Source organism: Blautia sp. AM28-27 (genome assembly GCF_003480905.1).
Classification (GTDB): Bacteria; Bacillota; Clostridia; order Lachnospirales; family Lachnospiraceae; genus Fusicatenibacter; species Fusicatenibacter saccharivorans.
On record NZ_QUJK01000013.1, the window covers coordinates 18012 to 38655 of the forward strand.

Below are 20644 nucleotides of genomic sequence, written 5' to 3' on the forward strand. Positions count from 1 at the left end.
AGAACAGGAGGAGCGAAACATGAGTCTGCAGTTTATCATGGGAAATTCGGGGGCTGGAAAGTCGAGATATGCGTATCAGAAAATTCTGGCGGAAGCGATGCGCCACCCGGAGAAAACTTATCTGATCATTGTGCCGGAGCAGTTTACAATGCAGACGCAGAAAGAGCTTGTGTCACTGCATCCGGCGGGCGGTATTTTAAATGTTGATATTTTGAGCTTCCAGCGTCTGGCTTACCGTATTTTTGAGGAGACCGGAGGCAGTCTGTACCCGGTGCTCGAAGAAACGGGAAAGAGTCTTGTGGTAAAACGCGTTGCACAGGAGAAGAAAAAGGAGCTGACGATTCTTGGAAGTACGTTAAAGAGAACCGGCGCAGTTTCGCAGATGAAATCGTTGATTTCCGAGCTGAAGCAGTATCAGATTGCGCCGTCCGAGCTTGATACGTGGGCGGAGGAGACGGGAGAGAAAAAGCTGCTGGCAGCAAAGCTGAAAGACACCGGGGTAATCTACCGTGCATTTGAAGAATATCTGGAAAATCGCTACGTGACGGCGGAGGATGTGCTGGAGGTTCTGGCGGGAAAGCTGGAAGAATCATCACTCATTCGAAACAGTGAGGTACTGGTGGACGGATTTACCGGATTTACGCCAGTACAGATCGGTGTGCTTGGAAAACTGTTCCGGCTTTGTGAAAAGGTCTATGTGACGATTATTATGGATGAGCGGGAGGATCCGTATAAAAAGGCAATCCCGCACCAGCTCTTTGCGATGAGCCGCCAGCTGATTCAACAGCTTATGAAAGCGGCAGACGAAGCAGGGTGCCCAGTGGAGCCGGAAATCTGGGTCAGACGCTCGGGATATGGCCGTTTTCAGTCGGGAAGCATGATGGATCAGTTGGAACAGAACCTGTTTCGATATGGAATAAGAAGGATTGTCGGAACAGAGGCAGGAAAAAGAGCAGAGTCAAAAGCAGGGGCAGGAACAAATGGAAAGAACAAAAAAGAAATTGGGCCAAGCACGCTGGAAAATGCACAGAAAACGAAAAAGGAGCATTTGGAGTCCGGACAAAATCTGAAACAGCAGGGTATTTACATTAGTGTAGCGCCATCTCCACGTGCGGAGCTCGAGGAAACGGTGCGCCTGATCCGCCGCATGGTGCGTGAGGAGAAGATGCGGTACCAGGATTTTGCCGTTCTGACCGGAGATCTTTCCATTTATGGCACATATGCGCGGGAAATTTTTGAAAAATGCGGCATTCCGTACTTTGTGGACGAAAAGCATTCTGTGCTGATGAATCCGTTCGTGGAATTTCTGCGCGCGGCGATCGAGATGGTGGTACAGAGCTTTTCCTACGAGAGCGTCTTCCGTTATCTGCGCTGCGGCCTTTCGAGTCTGAGCCGCGAGGAGACAGATGCGATGGAAAACTATGTTCTGGCACTTGGCATCCGCGGGCTGAAAGCGTATGGGGAGACGTGGACGCGGGGATACCGCGGCATCAAACCGGATGAAGTGCCGCAGCGCAATCTCCTGCGGGAAAAATTCTATGCCGAAGTGCAGCCGTTTGCAGAACAGATGAAGAAAAAAGACGCCACGGTGCGGGAGCGGACGGAGGCCCTGTACGCACTGGCGGTGCAGAATCGGATGCAGGAAAAACTTGAGGAGCGGCGGCAGCAGTTTGAAGAGCGGGGGCAGGAGGCATTTGCAAAAGAATACAGCCAGATTTACGGTATTGTCATGGAGCTTCTGGATAAGATTGTCGAGGTGCTGGGCGAGGAAAAAATGACACTGGCAGAGTATCAGGAGATTCTGGAGGCGGGCTTTGCAGAGGCTTCTGTTGGCATTATTCCGCCGACAGCGGATCAGGTGCTGGTCGGAGACAATGAACGGTCACGTCTGAAGGATATCCGCGTGCTGTTTTTTGTCGGTGTGAACGATGGACTGATTCCGCGCCACGATGCGGGGGGCGGTATCCTGTCGGAGTATGACCGTGAGGAGCTGGAGCGAGCGGATGCAAAGCTGTCCCCGACGGCGCGTGAGACGATGTATCAGCAGAAATTCCATCTCTACCGAAATCTGACGAAGCCGTCGGAGCGGCTGTATCTTTCGTTTGCAAAGGCAGGTGCATCCGGCGAGGCGCAGAATCCGTCGTATCTGATCAATGAAATCCGGAAACTCTTCCCGGAAATTCCGGTGCGGGATATCGAAAAAGAAGAAAATCCGGAGGAGAAACTGGAAATGCCGCGTTCCGGGGAGGCACTGTTTCTGGAGGAGCTTGGAAAGGCGGCAGAGGGCGAGATAAATCCGCTGTTTGAAGAGCTTTACCGCTGGTATGCGGCGCATCCGGAGGCGGGGATTCCGGCGGAGACGTATCGGAAAGCGGCCTTTCTGCGCTGTGCGGATGGTGTGATCGGAAGGAGTGCGGCATCGGCGCTGTACGGGGATACGTTAAAAAACAGTGCGACACGGCTGGAAAAGTATGCGGCATGTGCGTTTGCCCATTTTATGGAGTTTGGTCTCCAGATTCGCGAGCGGGATCAGTATGAGCTGAAAGCGGCGGATATGGGAACGGTCATGCATGAAGCGCTTGAGAAGTTTTCGAAAAAGCTGCAGGAGAACGGTGAGACCTGGAAGACGGTGACCGATGACACGCGTGACCGTCTGATTGAGGAGTGTGTCGAGGAGACGATGGCGGACTATGGAAACACAATTTTTCAGAGTTCAAGCCGGAATCAGTACCGCATCATCCGCGTAAAGCGGATTCTGAAACGAACTGTCTGGGCACTGCAGCAGCAGATCCGGCAGGGAGAATTTGAGCCAGGGGAGTTTGAGGTTTCCTTTTCCATGGAGGATTCCCTGTCTGCGATCAACATTGAGTTGTCGGAGCATGAGAAGATGCGGCTGCGCGGACGGATTGACCGTGTGGATCTCTGCGAAACGGACGATAAGGTGTATGTGAAAATCATCGATTACAAGACAGGAAATACGTCACTTGATCTGGTGGCACTCTACTATGGATTACAGCTGCAGCTGGCAGTTTATCTCGATGCGGCGGTGGAGCTGGAGCAGAAAAAGCATCCGGGTAAGCTGGTGGAGCCTGCAGGGGTATTTTATTATCATATTGATGATCCGATCCTCGACCAGGAAGAAGATGAGACCGATGAGGCGTGGGGCAGACGGATGCTGAAAGCACTGCGGATGGATGGCCTTGTAAATGCAGATCGGAAGGTAGTGGAGCTGCTCGACCGTGTACTCGAGGACGGAACGACGTCGGATGTGATTCCGGTTGGAAAGAAGAAGGACGGAAGCTACACAGGCTATTCGAAAGTGGCATCGTCGGAGCAGTTTGACGTGATTCGGACATACACCAGAAAGAAGGTACGTGAGATCGGCGAGGGCATTTTCTCGGGAAATGTAAAAATTTCGCCGTTTCAGCGGGATGGAGCAACGGCATGCGCATATTGCGAATATCAGGGAATCTGCGGATTCGATCAGAAAATTCAGGGATATGAATACCGTAAATTAAAGGGCATGGATACAGAACTGCTGATGAAGGTAATGCAGGAGACAGCACAAAGAGATCAAAAAGAGTGACTGCTTTTGAAAAAGTGAAATATGGTGCATTTTTTCCAAGTGAGGGAAAGAAAATCAGCCAGAAAGAAGAGGGAAAGAACATGGCAGTAAAATGGACAGCGGAACAGCAGAAAGTCATTGATGCGAGAGACCGGAATCTTCTGGTCAGCGCGGCGGCGGGTTCCGGAAAGACGGCGGTTCTGGTAGAGCGGATCCTTGCAATGGTGAAAGACCCTGTGCATCCAATCGACATTGACCAGCTTCTTGTCGTAACCTTTACGCGTGCGGCGGCAGGAGAAATGAAAGAGAGAATCGGCCGCGCTCTGCAGCAGAGCCTTGCGGAAAACCCGGAAAATGAGCATTTACAGCGGCAGCAGACCCTGCTTCACCATGCGCAGATCAGCACAATTCACGGTTTCTGTTCCTATGTGATAAAAAATTACTTTCAGATGATCGATCTCGATCCGGTGTACCGCATGGCGGATGAAGGGGAGATCCGTCTGATGAAAAGCGATGTGATCCAGAAGGTCATGGAAGAACGCTTTACGGAAAAGGAGTCTGCATTTACACGGTTTGTGGAGAGCTACGCGGCGGGAAAGCAGGATGACGGGCTCGATGCACTTGTGCTGAAACTGTATGAGTTTTCCATGAGCTATCCATGGCCGGAGCAGTGGCTCGAAGAGTGCCGGGCGGCGTACCAGATGGATTCACCGGAAGCAGTGCAGGAGAGTATCTGGGTACAGGAGCTGATGAGCGAGGCGAAAAAGCGGCTCTCGAGTATTCTGGAAGGGATTCAGGAAAACCGGAAAACAGCAGCAAGCTCTGGAGGACCGTATTTATATGATGAGGCGCTGGCTTCTGACCAGCAGATGGTGGAAGAACTGCTGGAAACAGAATCGTTTGATGAACTGGTGTGCGCGATGGCCGGAATGAAGTTTAAAGCACTTTCGCGGAAAAAGGCAGACGATGTGAGTGAAACGCTGAAAGATCAGGTAAAGGCGGAGCGCGATGCATGCAAAAAGGAGCTGCAGAAGTTAAAAGAGCAGTTCTTTGAGAAGGACAGCGCTGCGATTGCGGAGGAGATTGCCGACTGCCGGGAGCCCATCGGGGTGCTGATTGATCTGACGGAGCAGTTTGCAAAAGCGTTTGCGGAGAAAAAACGGAGCAAAAATATTCTCGATTATGCTGATCTGGAACACTTTGCGCTTGAAATTCTCGTGCAGCAAAAAGACGGCTGCCTGGTGCGGACCGATGCGGCGCGGGAGCTGTCGGAGCAGTTCCGGGAAATTATGATCGATGAGTACCAGGACAGTAACTTTATCCAGGAGGCGCTCCTCTCTGCCGTGTCCGGCGAGGAGGACGGCAGATGGAACCGGTTTATGGTCGGCGATATCAAGCAGAGTATCTATGGTTTCCGTTTGGCGCGGCCGGAGCTGTTTCTGGAAAAATATCACACGTATCAAAAAGAGGGAGAAAGTCAGCAGAGGATTGATCTCGACAAAAACTTTCGAAGCCGGCAGGAGGTGCTTGCGACGGCGAATTATGTATTCCGGAAACTCATGAGCCCGGAGCTCGGCGGCATTGCGTATGACGAGGCGGCGAGCCTCCATGCGGGTGCGGCGTTCCCGAAAAAAGAAGAGGGAAAGACGGATCCGTGGCAGACGGCATACGAAACGGAGCTTCTGCTGCTGGACGACCAGGCGCCGGAGCTGGAAGATGATAAATCCCGCGAGACGAAGATGGAAACGGAGGCGGCTGCCGTTGCGGCGCGCATCCGGGAAATGGTTGGAAATGAGGAAGTTGTGGATAAGGAGACCGGGGAATACCGGAAAATCCAGTACCGGGATATCGTCATTTTGCTCCGTGCGGTCAGCGGCTGGTCGGAGACGTTTTCGCGCGTACTGCAGGCGGCTGGAATTCCGGCTTACAGTACATCAAAAACGGGATACTTTTCCACGCAGGAAATTGTGACGGTGCTGAATTACCTGCATCTGTGTGACAATCCTTGTCAGGAAATTCCATTTACGGCCATTCTGCGTTCCCCCATCTGCGGATGCACAGACGCGGAGCTTGCGGCGGTGCGTTGTGTGGATAAAGAGGTAAAAATTTACGAGGCATGTGGAAAATATGCGGTGACTGGGGAAGATGAAGCGCTCAGGGAGAAACTTAGGAGGTTTCTTGCACAGCTTGAGACGCTGCGATGCCGCGTGCCGTATACGCCGATTCATGAGCTGATCACACAGATTCTCGAGGAGACGGGTTACGGTGGCTATGCATCTGCGATGCCGGGCGGTGTGCAGCGGCGGGCGAATCTGGAAATGCTGGTGGAAAAGGCGGTGGAATTTGAAGCGACGAGTTATCGTGGATTGTTCAACTTCATTCGTTATATCGAACAGCTGCAGAAGTATGAAGTGGACTTCGGAGAGGTGAATATTTACGGTGAGAGCGCAGATACCGTGCGCATCATGAGTATTCATAAGAGTAAAGGACTGGAGTTTCCGATTGTATTTCTCTCCGGTATGGGAAAATCGTTCAACCAGATGGACAGCCGTGCAGCACTGGTGCTGCATTCCCGGATGGGCATCGGCGCAGATGCGATCGATCCCGAACACCGCGTGCGCCAGGCGACACTGCCGCGGCAGATCATCCGCCAGAGCATGAAACTGGAAAATCTGGCGGAGGAGCTGCGTGTGCTCTACGTTGCGATGACACGCCCGAAGGAGAAGCTGATCATGACAGGCATGGCATCGAAGCTGGAGAGCCGTGTAAAACAGTGTGCGGCACATGCGGGACGGCAGGAAGAACTGCTGTCGTATCAAACCTTAAGCAGCGCATCCGGCTATCTTGACTGGATTCTCCCGGCTTTTTCACGAAATCGCTGTTTTGATGGGCTGTATGAGCAGTTCGGCCTTGCGGGAAATGAGGAAAATCCGCTGTATGCGGAGAAAATTCCGGTCACAATCCGTCTTGTATCACCGGCGGGACTTGTCGAGGGCGAGGTGCTGCATCAGATGGAGCGCGCGGTCAATGAACAGAAAATCATGGAAATTCCGAAACAGCCGTCGAGAAAAGAGACGCTGAAAGAGCTTGTGGAAGAACGGTTTGCATATCAGTATCCTTATGAGAATGAGAAACAGATTCCGGTAAAGGTAACGGTTTCCCAGCTGAAAAAGGCAGGGATGGAGGAATCGGAGATCGGAAAAGAGCTGTTTGTGCAGGAAGAACTCGTACCGATTGTGCCGGGCTTTATGAAAAAGGATCACGCTGAGGCCCTGACGGGAGCTGACCGCGGAACGGCGTACCACCGCCTGCTGGAATGTCTCGATTACCGCAGGGCGTACAGCATCAAAGAGCTGATGGCACAGACGGAGGAACTGATTGCAGAAGGAAAAATGACGAAAGAGGCAGTGGAATGCATTTATTTCAAATCTGTTCTGGCGTTCGCAAAGAGTCCGGTCGGAATGCGGATGCGGAATGCCTTTCTAAATGGAACCCTGAAGCGGGAGCAGCCGTTTGTGATGTCCGTTCCGGCAAGTGAGGCAGATCCGTCCTATCCGGAAGATGAAACCATTCTCGTGCAGGGAATCATTGACGCATGGTTCCCGGAGGGGGATGAGATTGTTCTTGTGGACTACAAAACGGATCGTGTGAGAGAAGCCGGGGAGCTGAAAAAGAGGTATGAAAAACAGCTCGCCTACTACCAGCAGGCACTGGAGCGGACGACAGGGAAGAAAGTGAAAGAGAAAATTATTTATTCGCTGGCACTGGATGAAGAGTTGGTATTGTAGGAAAAAACTACTAGAAAAAACAACTGTCAAAACAGGGATAAAGTATGATATCATAGTTGAGAAACAAACAGGTATTGAGAAATAAAGAGAAAAAAGGAGATTCAGCGATGATTCGAAAAATTGTTCAGATAGAGGAAGACAGATGTACAGGATGCGGGCTTTGTGCGCATGCCTGTCATGAAAGTGCGATTGCGATGGTTGACGGGAAGGCAAAGCTGATCCGGGATGACTACTGCGACGGATTCGGTGACTGCCTGCCGGTCTGTCCGGCAGATGCGATTTCGTTTGTGGAGCGGGAGGCGCTGCCGTATGATGAGGAGGCGGTAAAAGAGAACCAGCGGAAGGCAAAAGAGGCGGCCGGACAGGAGAATACCGGAGCAGGAAAAGCAGGTGAAAACAGCTGGGCGATTGACCGTGCAGATGCGCAGGAAAATTCTGCAGCAGTTCCGTCCCGGCTCCGCCAGTGGCCGGTGCAGATCAAGCTGGTGCAGGAGCGGGCTTCGATGTTTGCAGGAGCAGACCTTCTCGTTGCGGCGGATTGTACAGCGTATGCGTATGGAAACTTCCACCAGGATTTTATTCGGGATCATGTCGTTCTCGTAGGCTGTACAAAACTTGACGATATCGATTATTCCGAGAAACTTGCGCGGATTTTTATGTGCAATGATATTAAGAGTATCACGGTTGCACGCATGGAGGTTCCGTGCTGCGCAGGAATGGAGCGTGCCGTGAAGATGGCACTGAAAGAGAGTGGAAAGAAGATTCCGGTGAAAACCGTGGTGATTTCTACGGAGGGGGAAATTTTGTAGAAAATCAGATATAGTAATTAGCGTGTGCCCTTAAAAGTATTTTTACAATTGGTACATTCTGCTTTGTGGAATATGTAAGACGAAAAAAATGAAAAGCTCGGTAAGAGGTATTAGAAAAATGAGTATGACGAAGATACAAAAGGAGCTTCTTGGTGCGCTGATCGGTCTGGCCCGGTCGGTAGATGGAAGAGGAGAAGCAGCAAAAGGTGAATCGCAGGAGTTTTCCAGCGGTGACAGCAATGGTCACCGCCCGGACAAAGCCACGCATGAGATTCTGCTTGGCGGAATTTGTGCGGCAAATCCGGAAAAAGAGCTGAGGGAAGAAGAGGGGAAATCCTGGATTGTACGCGTGGAGGCAGAAAAGAACCGTCTGAATCCGGATTGCGCAGTGTGCAAGGGAAAATGCGGCAGAACAGATAACTATGATCTCGAAGAAATGGAGACAGATGAACCGTCGGATCGGGCACGAAAAGAGCAGATTCTTGCGGAATTGTTTCCGATGGCAGAAAAACTGCAGCAGCTTCGGAAAGAAACAAAAGAGCAAAACGAAGAATTGCAGGGGGCGGTTAATTTTTTGTATAAGGCATTGTTTGCGATTGGAAACTATGTCGGGGAAAAGAGTCTGCAGAGCGTGGTGCAGGAGATGAATAACCTTTTTGTTAAATTGGAAAATGTATTAAAATAAGTAGAAAATAAGAAAAATCCTCTGTCCGGAGTGTATAAAAAACCCCGGAAACAGGGGATTTTTTGCGTTCTGCGCCAAGTGCATAAAACGTATTATCGCGTTTTCACAAAGTTTTGCAAAAGCAGACAAAATTGCAGACAGGCGCTTGCAACAGAAAAATGAATAGGTTATAACATTATAACAAGGTGGCAGGAGAACCAATACAAAGAAATGAGATCCTAGTGGCATATAAACAGAAAGAATACAGGGAAAAGATGAAAAGGGACGGAAGCGGGATGGAGAAGAAAAAATATATCCTTCTGGATGTTGGCGGAACGGAAATCAAAGGAAGTGTGTCGGACAGAAATGGAGTAAGAACAAAAATCCGGAAATTTCCAGCACAGGCGCAGAAGAGCACAGAGAAGATTCTGGACAATTTTGCAAAGATCTGCCGGGAACTGATGAGAGAAGCAGACGGAAGTGTTGTCGGAGTTGGGATGGCGATTCCGGGTCCGTTTGATTATGAAAATGGAATCAGCCGGATGCAGGGACTGAATAAGTACGATGCCATTTACGGGATTCCACTGGAAAGAGAAATCAAGGCGCGCGTGCCGGAACTTGGATCAGCACGATTTTTGTTTTTACATGACATTGAAGCATTTGCACTGGGAGAAAGCTGGTACGGAAACTGTCGTGATGCGGATAAAATTCTGTGCGTCTGCATCGGAACCGGCGCCGGGTCGGCTTTTGTAGAAAACGGGAAAACGGTGAAAACAGGAAAAGGTGTGCCGGAAAATGGATGGATTTATCAACAGCCGTTTGGAGATTCCATTTTGGACGATTATCTTTCTGTGCGCGGTCTGGAGCAGATTAGCCTGGCTGTGACAGGAAAAGTGTGGAGTGGAAAAGAATTGTATGGTCTGGTAAAAGCGGGAAACATGGAGGCAGAAGAAGTCTGGAGAAGATTTGGAGCAGATGTGGCGGCTGGCCTTCTTCCTGTGCTGGAGAAATATCAGCCGGATCTGCTGCTTCTGGGCGGACAGATTGCAAAAAGTTTTTCCTGGTTTGGAAAAGAACTGGAAAGAGAGTGCGAGAAAAGAAAGATTCGGATTCAGATAGAAACGGAAACATCCGGCCGTGCCATGGAAGGCCTGTTGTCACAGTTTCCTGAAAAAACACAATAGAGCAAAAATATTTTCAGAAACAAAAATATAATGCTATGGAGAGAAAAGAAGAAGGAGAAACTGCAAAAATGGATAGAAATCCGGGAGCACCGCCGCTATATGCGCAGCTGGAACAGATTCTGAAACAGCAGATCGAATGCGGTACGTACAAAAAAGGAGATTTTCTGCCAACAGAAAAAGAGCTGATGGAAAAGTACGAGCTTTCGCGTGTGACAGTACGCCAGGCGATGGCGAATCTGGTACAGAGCGGTTACGCACGTGCACGGCGTGGCATCGGAACAGATGTTGTCTACGAGAAAGTCGAAGAGCAGATGGAAGGTGTCATCAGTTTCACGGAAGAAATGAAAAAGCATCATATCGAAATGCAGACAACATACTGCAAGATGGAACTGATAAGTCCCGGGGAAACGGTAGCAAGAAGTCTGCAGATTCCATTGACGGAGCCATGTTATTGCCTGAAACGTGTGAGGAATGCTGTGGGAAAACCCATGGTCTATACCATTACGTATCTGAAAAAAATCTGCGAACTGCCAACAGAGCCGGAGCCATACATGGAATCGCTGTATCAGTATCTGCGGGAGGAACATGGAATCTATATTGAATCCGGCCGGGATACGCTTGAGGCGGCACTTCCATCGGAAGAGGTGCAGAAAGCACTGAAAATTGATGCGCAGATGCCTATTTTTATCCGGACACGGCAGACATTCCGGAAGGGCGGCGAGGTTTTTGAATATTCGATCTGCTATTATCCGGGAAATCGTTATAAGTACACGGTGGAACTGTAAACATATGACATGTAAAAAAACGAAACCGGACAGAAGTGCGAAATCCGCCAGATGCGAAAGCGTTGAAACAAAGATGATAGGTCTGATCGGCGCAGGAAACACCCCAATGGATGGAAGAAAAATTAAGAAAAGGAAAAGAATCCAAATGAATTTAAAAAAGAAATATGGAAACTACGAATTACATCCGCAAATGAAAATCACAGGATATGAAAATGAAATCTGGGATGAAAAAAAGGAGATCATTGAAGAATTAAAACGGGCGGTTCAGGAAAAACAGAAAGAAAAGAAAACCTGTATTCTTTCCTTTGATCTGTACCCGGGTGTACGAAAAGAAGAAATAATGGAACTGGCCAATGCGCTGCAGCCAGACCGGATTTTTGATATCGAAGACTGTGCCAAAGACGAAGAAACGCTGTTAAGAGAATTTAACGATTACATCACCGATGACCGTGTTTTCGGCATTATGTGTCATAAAACCATAGACACCTGGTTTGAGAGCGAAAAGCTGGAAACCATGAAAAAAGCAATTGAGACAGAACGTGCGGAAGAAAAAGATACAAACGGTGGTCTGATCGTGATCGTTGGTACAGCGGCAGAGCTTCTGACCGAGGCAGATCTACTTGTTTACTGCGATCTGACCCGCTGGGAAGTTCAGCTCCGCTATCGGAGCGGCATGCCAAACTGGCACAGTACCAATTATAATGATCCGATCCTGACGAAATATAAACGGGGATTTTTCATTGAATGGCGTCTGGCGGACCGCTATAAAAAAGAGCGGTATGAAAAATTCACGTATCTTCTGGATACGGAGAAAGAAAATGCACCGGTTCTTACAACGGGAAATGCCTTCCGAGGCGCACTGCAGCAGCTTGCCAGAAAGCCATTTCGTATGGAGCCGTATTTCGACCCTGGCGTATGGGGCGGTCAGTGGATGAAGGAAAACTTTGGTCTGGATGCATCGAAGGAAAATTTCGCGTGGAGCTTTGACGGAGTTCCGGAGGAAAACAGCCTGAATCTGGAAATCGGCGGAAAAGTCTTAAAAGTACCGGCACAGGATCTTGTCTTCTATGCGCCGCATGAACTGCTGGGTGAAAGAGTCCACGGCCGGTTCGGCGCAGAATTCCCGATCCGTTTTGACCTGCTGGATACGATGGGCGGTCAGAACCTTTCCCTGCAGGTACATCCGCTGACCGAATATATCTATGAAAAATTCGGCATGCCATATACGCAGGATGAGAGCTACTATCTTCTGGATGCCGATGAAGACGAGGAAACGTATGTATACCTCGGTCTCAAAGAAGGCGTGGATAAAAAAGAGATGGGGCGGGAACTTCGTGCAGCAGAAAAAGGAGAAGAACTTTTCCCAGCTGAAAAATATGTCAACAAAATTCCGGTCAAAAAACACGATCATGTGCTGATCCCGGCAGGAACGGTGCACTGTTCCGGCAAGAATACAATGGTACTGGAAATCAGCGCGACACCGTATATTTTTACCTTTAAGCTCTGGGACTGGGGCCGCCTTGGCATGGATGGACTGCCGCGTCCGATCCATCTCGACCACGGTATGAAAAATATCCAGTGGAACCGCGATACCAAATGGGTGTACGACAATATCGTCGGCCAGCAGAAAACGCTGGAAAAAACAGAAAACTGTGAAGTAGAGCGCACCGGACTGCACAGCCGCGAGTTTATCGACACAATCCGCTATACACTTTCCGGGCCGCACACCATCTCGATGGATGACACGGTTCATGTGATGAATCTTGTGGAGGGACGAAGTGCCCGCATCGAGAGCATGGATGGCAGCTTTGCACCGTTCACGGTACATTACGCAGAAACCGCCATCGTTCCTGCAGCGGTCGGAACATACCGGATTGTACCGGAAGAGGGCGAAATGATTAAAATGCTGGTGGCATCTGTGGGGTAAAGAGAGATAAAAATTTTGAGCAACATAGAACAGGAAAAGGAGAAATTATCATGACACACAAAATCAGAGAAGTCTACATCGTACATCATTCCCACACTGACGTGGGATACACCGATCTGCAGGAGCAGGTGATCTACAATCAGGCAAACAACATCCGCCGGGCAGTCGAACTGATTGAAAATGGAATCAAAAACAACACAACCCAGAAAGATCTGAAATGGAACTGTGAGACATGGTACTGCGTGGAGCAGTTCTTCAAAATGGCAACGGAGGAAGAAAAAGAAAAGTTTTTCGATCTGGTAAAAAAAGGAAACATCGGTCTGTCTGCCAATTATCTGAACTTTAATGATCTTGCCGACTGCAAATATCTGAAAGAAAAAATCCATACGATGCAGGAAATCTGCGGCGAAAAAGGAATCCAGATCAAAACAGCCATGATTGCAGATATTAATGGTATCTCCATGGGACAGCGCGATGCCCTGATCGAAAACGGAGTAGAATTTTTGTATACCAATATCCATACCCATCACGGCATGTATCCGCTGTATCAGAACCAGAAACCGTATTTCTGGGAAAATGAGAACGGACAGCGTCTGCTGGTATGGAATGGTGAGCATTATAACCTGGGAAATGCCCTCGGCATTGTTCTGAACAAAAATGTTAATTTTATGACGGAAAACTACTTCGGCAAAAAGAATGGTGATGTGACAGGACTTCTGGAAAATCTGCACACGAATCTGGCTGCGAGCATAAAGGAATATGAAGAAAACGGTTATCCGTACGATTTCTATATCACCAGTGTTTCCGGCGTTTTTTCGGATAATGCGCCGATCAACCCGGCCATTGCAGATACGGTTGCGCTGTTTAATGAAAAATATGGCGAAGAAGTCACCATGCATATGGTGACGCTTCAGGAATTGTATGACAAAATCCGGGATAAAGTGCAGGATGCACCAGTGTATCGGGGTGCCATCAATGACTGGTGGGGCAATGGCGTTGGAAGTACACCATATGCGGTAAAACATTACAAAGAAGCCGTACGACTGAACCATATCTGCGACCGACTGGAAGAAAAAACAGGGGTACATAACAAAGAACTGATTCAGGCATATGGCGATAATTCTCTTTTATATGCAGAGCACACCTGGGGTCATTCTGCTACGGTAACCAATCCGTATGATACCATGGTAACAAATCTGGATATGCGAAAAAACAGCTATGCTTCCAAGGCACATGAGGCCGCGGCAATGCGTAAAAATGAGCAGTGCCATAAACTGGGTGATATCCTGCGGTATTACAATCTGTCCGGCAAAGTGAAAGCTGTTTCCACAAGCCATCAAAAGAGAGTATTTCCGGTAGAATTTTACGTAGAAACTTTAAGTCTTTCTGCAGTTAAAGTAACCGATGACAAAACAAAACAGGAGATGGAGGTGCAGCTGTCTGCTCATCCGCGCGGAGTCCTGATAAGTTTTCTGGCAGAATTTGAGCCAATGGAAGAGAAAACGTTCACGTACGAAGAGCAGCCGGCTCCGTCCCAGACCCTGTTCACCAGAACTGCCTGGGTAGGCGCAGAGCGGGTGCGCGATATTGTGAACACGTACGATCCGGAAAGTTACAAACTGCCTTACGGTCTGGAAAACGATTTCTTTCAGATCAAATGGAAAGTCGGAGAGGGTATTACCTCCTTTTACAATAAAAAAGCAGAGGTTGAAATGTGCAAATCCGGTCTGGAAACGTTCTTCACGCCGGTTTATGAACGCACCGAAATACGGAAGGGGGTTTATGCGGAACGCAGTCTGATCGGAAGAAATATCCGCGGACTTCACGCAGAGCAGTATCAGGGTGACCTTACGGATGTGAAAATTCTGGATCACGGACCGGTGTTTACCAAAGTAGAACTGATCTTTACCCTAGAGGGAACGTATCACAGCAGTGTTGTGATCAAAATGTACCGTCATCTTCCGAAAATTGAGTTTTCTTACCGGGTAGCAAAAACATTAAGCGAGGATATCGAAAGCCTGTACCTTCCGTTATCGTTAAATCTTCCGAATGCGGAAGTGATGATCCAGAACGGAGGTGTTACCATGCGCCCTGGTATTGATCAGCTTCCTGGCACCAATATGGAATACTATATTGCGGATGAAGGGCTCGTTTACCGGACAAAAGATCAGACGATTCTGGTTAATACTTTTGACACACCGTTACTTTACATGGGGGAGATGGAATCCCACCCAATCCTTCTGTGCGATAACAAAGAGGAGAATAATAAACGGCCGGTTTACAGCTGGATTATGAATAACACATGGGAAACAAACTTCAAGATGGACCTGTCCGGATTCAGTGAGTTCCGTTATGGAGTGGAGATTGTGGAGCAGGAAACCGCAGAGAAAGATATGGAAAGCCTGTCGGATAATGACAAGGGTGTGGTTACTTTTATTTGCGGATAACTAAAAATATGGAAAAGAAAAAATATATTGTTCTGCTGCTGCAGATTGCAGCAGTCGCTGCAGCCGGGGTGATTGGCGGGGACACGCTGTTTGCCCTGGTAACAGCCCTGATCGGCATTACGTTTAATTTTATGGTGTCCATGAATTTTGCACCGGGATTCCTGATTGGCTTTGTCTATGCGATCTGCAATGGCATTCTGGCATGGCAGACGAAGATATATGCAACTTTTGTATTTATGATTTTTATGCAGGCTCCGATGGCTCTTTACAGCTTTTGGAAATGGAGAGGGAAGAAGAAACAGACGGAAACCATTATGCGGAAGATGAACCGCAGGGAGCTGAGCTTTACGGTTCTTGGAGCGATGATACTGTTTGGAATTATAGCGGCTGTCCTCTCAAAAGTAAATGGAACACTGGATATCAATGTTTTCTTTGATACATTCTTTTTTGTCTGCAGTGCGATTGCCTGTATCGGACTGGCGGCCTGTTATAAAAATGCCTATATTGTTAATCTGGGTTCCGGGATTGGCGGAACAATTTTATGGGTGTTCAAAGCAGTAACAATGGGAACAGGGATATCTGTAGCCGTCTTTTTTCTGGCGGTGGCAATCAATGCGGCTATGGCGATCCGGCAGCAGTACGGAAGATAATAGAAAAGTGAAAGGCAGCGAAAGGGCGACAACAAGACGAAAAAGTCAGACTTTCCGCTGCTTTTTCGTTAAAAATGAAAACAGGCGAAAAAGTACTGCGTTAATATTAAGATGTTATGTGACTTAACACAAGAACACAGATTTTCTGTCTAAAAAATCAAAAGAAACAGAAGAATACTCCTCGATCTATACAAATTAGGACTGGAAAATAAGAATTTTAATATACAAAATAACGAAAAGGCTATTGACAATCTTTCTAAAAGATGTTAACATCTAAACACAAGTTAAGAAACAAATAGAGGGGCTGTTGGTAACATGGCAGAGAGAAAATCAGTATCCATGCAGGACCTGGCAGATAAGCTGGGCATCAGTAAAGTAACAGTTTCCAAGGCGCTGAACGGAAAAGACGGCGTGGGAGAAGAACTGAAAGAAAAGATTTTTGCGCTTGCGAGAGAATCCGGTTATGTCCTTCCGGACTACGGAAAACGGAAGAGCAAAAAAGTCGGTATCATCATGAGTCCGCGGTTCAGCTCCGGAGACGAAGGAAAATTTTATATGGCAATGTACGAGCGGATCATCTACGAGCTGCAGAGAGCATCCTGTTCGAGTATCATGATTTCTCCGACAACAGCAACACTCCCGTCGGACATGAACACGATACAGACCAGAGGGCTGTTCGACGGCCTGATCTTTCTTGGTATTCTCGATAAGGGTGTCCGGGAGCAGATTGCACAGATTGATCTCCCGAAAGTGTATGTGGACATCTACGATCGAACCCACAAATCCGATTCCGTCATCACCGAGAATATTTACAGCTCCTATGAGCTGACCAATTACCTGATCCAGCAGGGCCACACAGACATCGGATTTGTCGGAACCGTAGGAAGTACAACCAGTATTTCCGACCGATATCTCGGATATCTGCGGAGAATGCTGGAGGAGGGAATTTCCCCGAAAAATGAGTGGAGAATCCCGGACCGAAGCGAGGAAGGCATTGCCATTCCGCTTTTGCTACCGGAGAAGCTGCCCACCGCATTTGTCTGTAACTGCGATGCCACCGCATTCAAATTAGTGCAGGCATTAAAAGAGCGTGGAATCTGCGTACCGGAGGATGTTTCCGTGACCGGTTTTGATGATTCCATTTATGCACAACTGTGCAGTCCGTCGCTCACCACGGTTGCGGTTGACACCGACGCGATTGCACGTCTTGCGGCAAAACGTATGATCAAACATATGAATGAACCGCAGAAAAAGAGCGGCGAGGTATACCGCATTCCCGGAAAGATTATTTACCGGGATTCCGTTTGTAAGATAAACGGATCAAGTGATAAGCCCGAGCAATCGGGAGAAGGAGGAAAAAATCTTGAGTAAACCAAGCAAAAAGAAAAAAGGACGCTGGACCAAGAATGACACGGAGCTGACCGTCATGGCGCTGCCGACCACCATCTGGTATATTCTGTTCTGCTTCCTGCCTATGTTCGGTCTGATCATTGCGTTCAAGAATTACAAAATCACCGGCGGAAAGAGTTTCATTTATAACCTGCTCCACAGTGACTGGGCCGGCTTCAAAAACTTTTCGTTCCTGATCAGATCCAACGACCTGTTCGTCATCCTGAGAAACACAATCCTGTATAACCTTGCATTTATCGTTCTTGGTATGGTATTTTCCGTAGGACTGGCTATCATGATCAGCCTGCTGCACAACAAAAGAGCGTCGAAGGTATATCAGACGATGATGTTCTTCCCATATTTCATGTCATGGGTTGTAGCTTCCTACTTCCTGGATGCATTCCTGAACCAGGACAACGGTCTGATCAACAGTATAATGAGAAATGCAGGCAAGGAACCGATTCAGTGGTACATGAGTGCCGGTGTATGGCCATTTATCCTGATCTTCATGTATCTGTGGAAATCTACCGGATACAACATGGTTATCTACCTGTCCAGCATTTCCGGTATTGATACCACACTGTACGAGGCAGCCGTTATGGACGGCGCCAATAAGAGACAGCAGGTATGGCACATTACCCTGCCTTGCTTAAAGAGTGTCATCATCATGATGTTCATCCTGAATGTCGGAAAGGTCTTCTACTCCGACTTCGGACTGTTCTTCCAGCTTTCTCAGGGAGCAAGCGGTTCGATCTTCAAAACGACAGCAACTATCGACACATATGTATACAACGCACTGCAGTCTTCCACTCCGATCGGAATGACTTCTGCGGCAACATTCTTCCAGTCTGTTGCATGCTGCATCACCATCCTTCTTGCCAATGCCATTGTGAAGAAGATTGATGAAGACAGCGCGATTATTTAAGGAGGTACAAAAATGGCAAAAAAGAAAAAAGATCTTGATCTGGCTTCCTCTTCACATTTAAATCAGATCCAGGGATCTACAAATGCAATTTTCAATGTTATTTTTGTGATCCTTGCCCTGGCCTGCATTATCCCGGTGGTATTCATCTTCATGATCTCGATTTCTTCCGAGCATTCGATCAAGATGAATGGCTACCAGTTTATCCCGAGTGCATACTCGCTGGATTCCTACAAATTCCTTCTTCGGGAAGGACAGATGATTGTGACTGCACTTGGCGTTTCCGTTGCGGTAACGGTTATCGGTACGGTAATCGGAGTTGCCCTTACGATGCTGATGGGTTACGTTCTTTCCAGAAGCACCTACAAACTGAACGGATTCTTCACCATGGTCGTTTTTATTCCAATGATCTTCAATGGTGGTATGATTTCTTCTTATGTAGTTAACACACAGTTCCTCAACCTGAAAAACAGTATCTGGGCGCTGATCCTTCCGCTTTGTGTTTCTTCGTTCAACGTTGTTATCTGTAAAACGTTCTTCAAGACCAACATTCCGGAATCCATCATTGAGTCGGCACAGATCGACGGAGCAACCCAGTTCCAGATTTTCGGAAAGATCGCCCTGCCGCTGTCGAAACCGCTGATGGCAACGATCGCCCTGTTCCTCACCTTCGGTTACTGGAACGACTGGTTCCAGTCTTCCCTGTACATCAGCGATACCAAGCTGTATTCCCTGCAGGCTCTGCTGGATCACGTACAGAGAAATATTGAGGTGATGGCAAACAACCCGTCTCTTGGCGTTACCACGGCACAGTACATGAACTCGATGCCAAAAGAGGGCGCCCGTATGGCGATGGCAATCATCATCATCATCCCGATCGCATGCTGCTATCCGTTCTTCCAGAAATACTTCATTTCCGGTCTGACGGTCGGTGCGGTAAAAGGCTGATCGACCATTTACCTTTATGGATCTCATACTGAAGCAAAAGGCTTCGGTTAAGGATAATTTCAACATTCTATATTTTATATCAGGAGGATGCTACAATGAAAAAGAAACAGTTTTTAGCTCTTGCACTTTCTGCTGTTATGGCCGGTGGCATGCTGGCAGGCTGCGGAAGCAGCAACGGAAGCAGCAGCTCTTCAAAGAGTGATGCAAAAGATGAAGTTGTTACACTGAAATGGATTCAGGTTGGTAACGGAATGCCGAAGGATTATGATGAGTGGCTTGCACAGATCAACCCATATCTGGAGGAGAAAATCGGCGTTAATGTAGACATGGAAATCGTTCCGTGGGGTGACTGGGATAACAGAAGAAGCGTTATCACAAACTCCGGCGAGTATTTCGATATCCTGTTCACCGACCAGAACCGTTACTCTTCTGAGGTGAACACCGGCGCACTGATGGACATTACAGATCTGCTCAAAGACAACGCTTCCGAGCTGTATGACATGATTCCGGAAGATTACTGGAAAGCAGTAGAAGTAAATGGAAAAATCTACGGCGTACCGACCTACAAAGACAGCTCCCTTTCCGAGTACTTTGTATGGGATCAGGATATTGCAGACAAATATAACATTGATGTAAATTCTGTAACAGATTTCAATACTCTGTACGATGCTCTGAAGACAGTAAAAGAGGGCGAAGGCGGATCTCCGTACTTCATGTCCAAAAATGGTGCAAACTTCCTGCTGAACCTGAACTACGATGATTTAAGCTCCGGACTTCCGGCAATCGGCGTTAAATACGGCGATGACAGCAAGACCGTTGTCAATCCGCTGGATGACGAAGAAATCCTTTCCAACCTGGATATCGTTCGTAAAATGTATCAGGAGGGCATCATCAACGGAGACGCTCCGACAGCAGATGATTCCAGCAAATACGCAATGTTCTTTGTTGCACAGGGATGGAGCGGCGCTGCAAAAACAACATGGGGTCCGAACAATGGTATCGCCAATTGTTCAGCAGTACAGTATGGCAACACAGTCGTTTCCAACACAACTGTACGTGGTTCCATCAATGGTATTTACTCCGGATGCAAGCACCCGGACAAAGCACTTCAGCTTCTGAACCTGGTAAATACGGATTCCAAAGTACGTGACTGGTTCTACTATGGAGCAGAAGGAAAAGACTTCGAGTACACCGATGACAATAAGGTACACCGCCTGACCACTGACTGGGGTATGGCCGGATATACCCAGGGTACTTTCTTCAACGTAACTCAGACAGACGATGTTGACTTCAACCAGTGGGATGAAGTAGAAGAGCTGAACGAGAAAGCAACTCCGTCTGAGATGCTTGGATTCAACCTGGATACCTCCAACATCGAAACAGAGCTTGCAAACTGCCGTGCCGTATATGAGAAATACTATTCTGAGTTATTCACCGGCGCACAGGATCCGAGAGAGCTTGTAAAAACAATCGATGCAGAGCTTGAGACCGCAGGCTGGGAGACCATCCGCGAAGAAGCTCAGAAACAGATTGACGCACAGAAATAAGTCTGATACATTAATTTTA

Annotated in this window: 13 protein-coding genes; all 13 read left to right on the top strand. The window is 48.1% G+C overall.

Annotation, left to right across the window (positions count from 1 at the left end):
* Positions 1-19 precede the first annotated feature (19 nt).
* The 13 genes from DW743_RS13815 to DW743_RS13875 all read left to right on the top strand — a co-directional run bounded on the left by DW743_RS13815 (position 20) and on the right by DW743_RS13875 (position 20625).
* Entirely contained in the window at positions 20-3586 is a 3567-nt protein-coding gene (locus DW743_RS13815; protein WP_117761897.1) for a PD-(D/E)XK nuclease family protein, read from the top strand.
* Positions 3583-7353 carry a helicase-exonuclease AddAB subunit AddA gene (addA, locus tag DW743_RS13820; protein ID WP_243004586.1) on the top strand — a complete coding sequence of 1257 codons (3771 nt, stop codon included), beginning with the start codon at positions 3583-3585 and terminating at the stop codon, positions 7351-7353. The genes DW743_RS13815 and addA overlap by 4 nt, the downstream gene beginning before the upstream one ends.
* A 107-nt stretch (positions 7354-7460) precedes the next feature.
* Positions 7461-8162 (top strand): ATP-binding protein, encoded by a 702-nt coding sequence (locus DW743_RS13825; protein ID WP_117761898.1) that lies wholly within the window; start codon positions 7461-7463, stop codon positions 8160-8162.
* Positions 8163-8280: 118 nt separating this feature from the next.
* Positions 8281-8847 (top strand): hypothetical protein, encoded by a 567-nt coding sequence (locus DW743_RS13830; RefSeq protein WP_117761899.1) that lies wholly within the window; start codon positions 8281-8283, stop codon positions 8845-8847.
* Positions 8848-9122: 275 nt separating this feature from the next.
* Positions 9123-10010 carry an ROK family protein gene (locus DW743_RS13835; RefSeq protein ID WP_117761927.1) on the top strand — a complete coding sequence of 296 codons (888 nt, stop codon included), beginning with the start codon at positions 9123-9125 and terminating at the stop codon, positions 10008-10010.
* 68 nt (positions 10011-10078) lie between these two features.
* On the top strand, positions 10079-10795 hold the full coding sequence (locus tag DW743_RS13840; protein WP_117761900.1) for a GntR family transcriptional regulator: 717 nt from the start codon (positions 10079-10081) through the stop codon (positions 10793-10795).
* A gap of 145 nt (positions 10796-10940) precedes the next feature.
* Positions 10941-12722 carry a class I mannose-6-phosphate isomerase gene (locus tag DW743_RS13845; RefSeq protein WP_117761928.1) on the top strand — a complete coding sequence of 594 codons (1782 nt, stop codon included), beginning with the start codon at positions 10941-10943 and terminating at the stop codon, positions 12720-12722.
* Between the two features lie 50 nt (positions 12723-12772).
* Entirely contained in the window at positions 12773-15169 is a 2397-nt protein-coding gene (locus tag DW743_RS13850; RefSeq protein WP_117761901.1) for a hypothetical protein, read from the top strand.
* Positions 15170-15177: 8 nt separating this feature from the next.
* The gene (pnuC, locus tag DW743_RS13855; RefSeq protein ID WP_117761902.1) at positions 15178-15819 is read left to right on the top strand and encodes a nicotinamide riboside transporter PnuC; all 642 of its coding nucleotides are present in this window, start codon (positions 15178-15180) and stop codon (positions 15817-15819) included.
* 315 nt (positions 15820-16134) lie between these two features.
* Positions 16135-17190, top strand: a complete 1056-nt coding sequence (locus DW743_RS13860) for a LacI family DNA-binding transcriptional regulator (RefSeq protein WP_117761903.1) — start codon at positions 16135-16137, stop codon at positions 17188-17190.
* A gap of 55 nt (positions 17191-17245) precedes the next feature.
* Entirely contained in the window at positions 17246-18133 is an 888-nt protein-coding gene (locus DW743_RS13865; protein ID WP_055265684.1) for an ABC transporter permease, read from the top strand.
* A gap of 12 nt (positions 18134-18145) precedes the next feature.
* A complete protein-coding gene (locus DW743_RS13870) occupies positions 18146-19078 on the top strand; it encodes a carbohydrate ABC transporter permease (protein WP_117509975.1) in 933 nt (310 codons plus the stop codon).
* Positions 19079-19173: 95 nt separating this feature from the next.
* On the top strand, positions 19174-20625 hold the full coding sequence (locus tag DW743_RS13875) for an ABC transporter substrate-binding protein (protein ID WP_117509974.1): 1452 nt from the start codon (positions 19174-19176) through the stop codon (positions 20623-20625).
* Positions 20626-20644 lie beyond the last annotated feature (19 nt).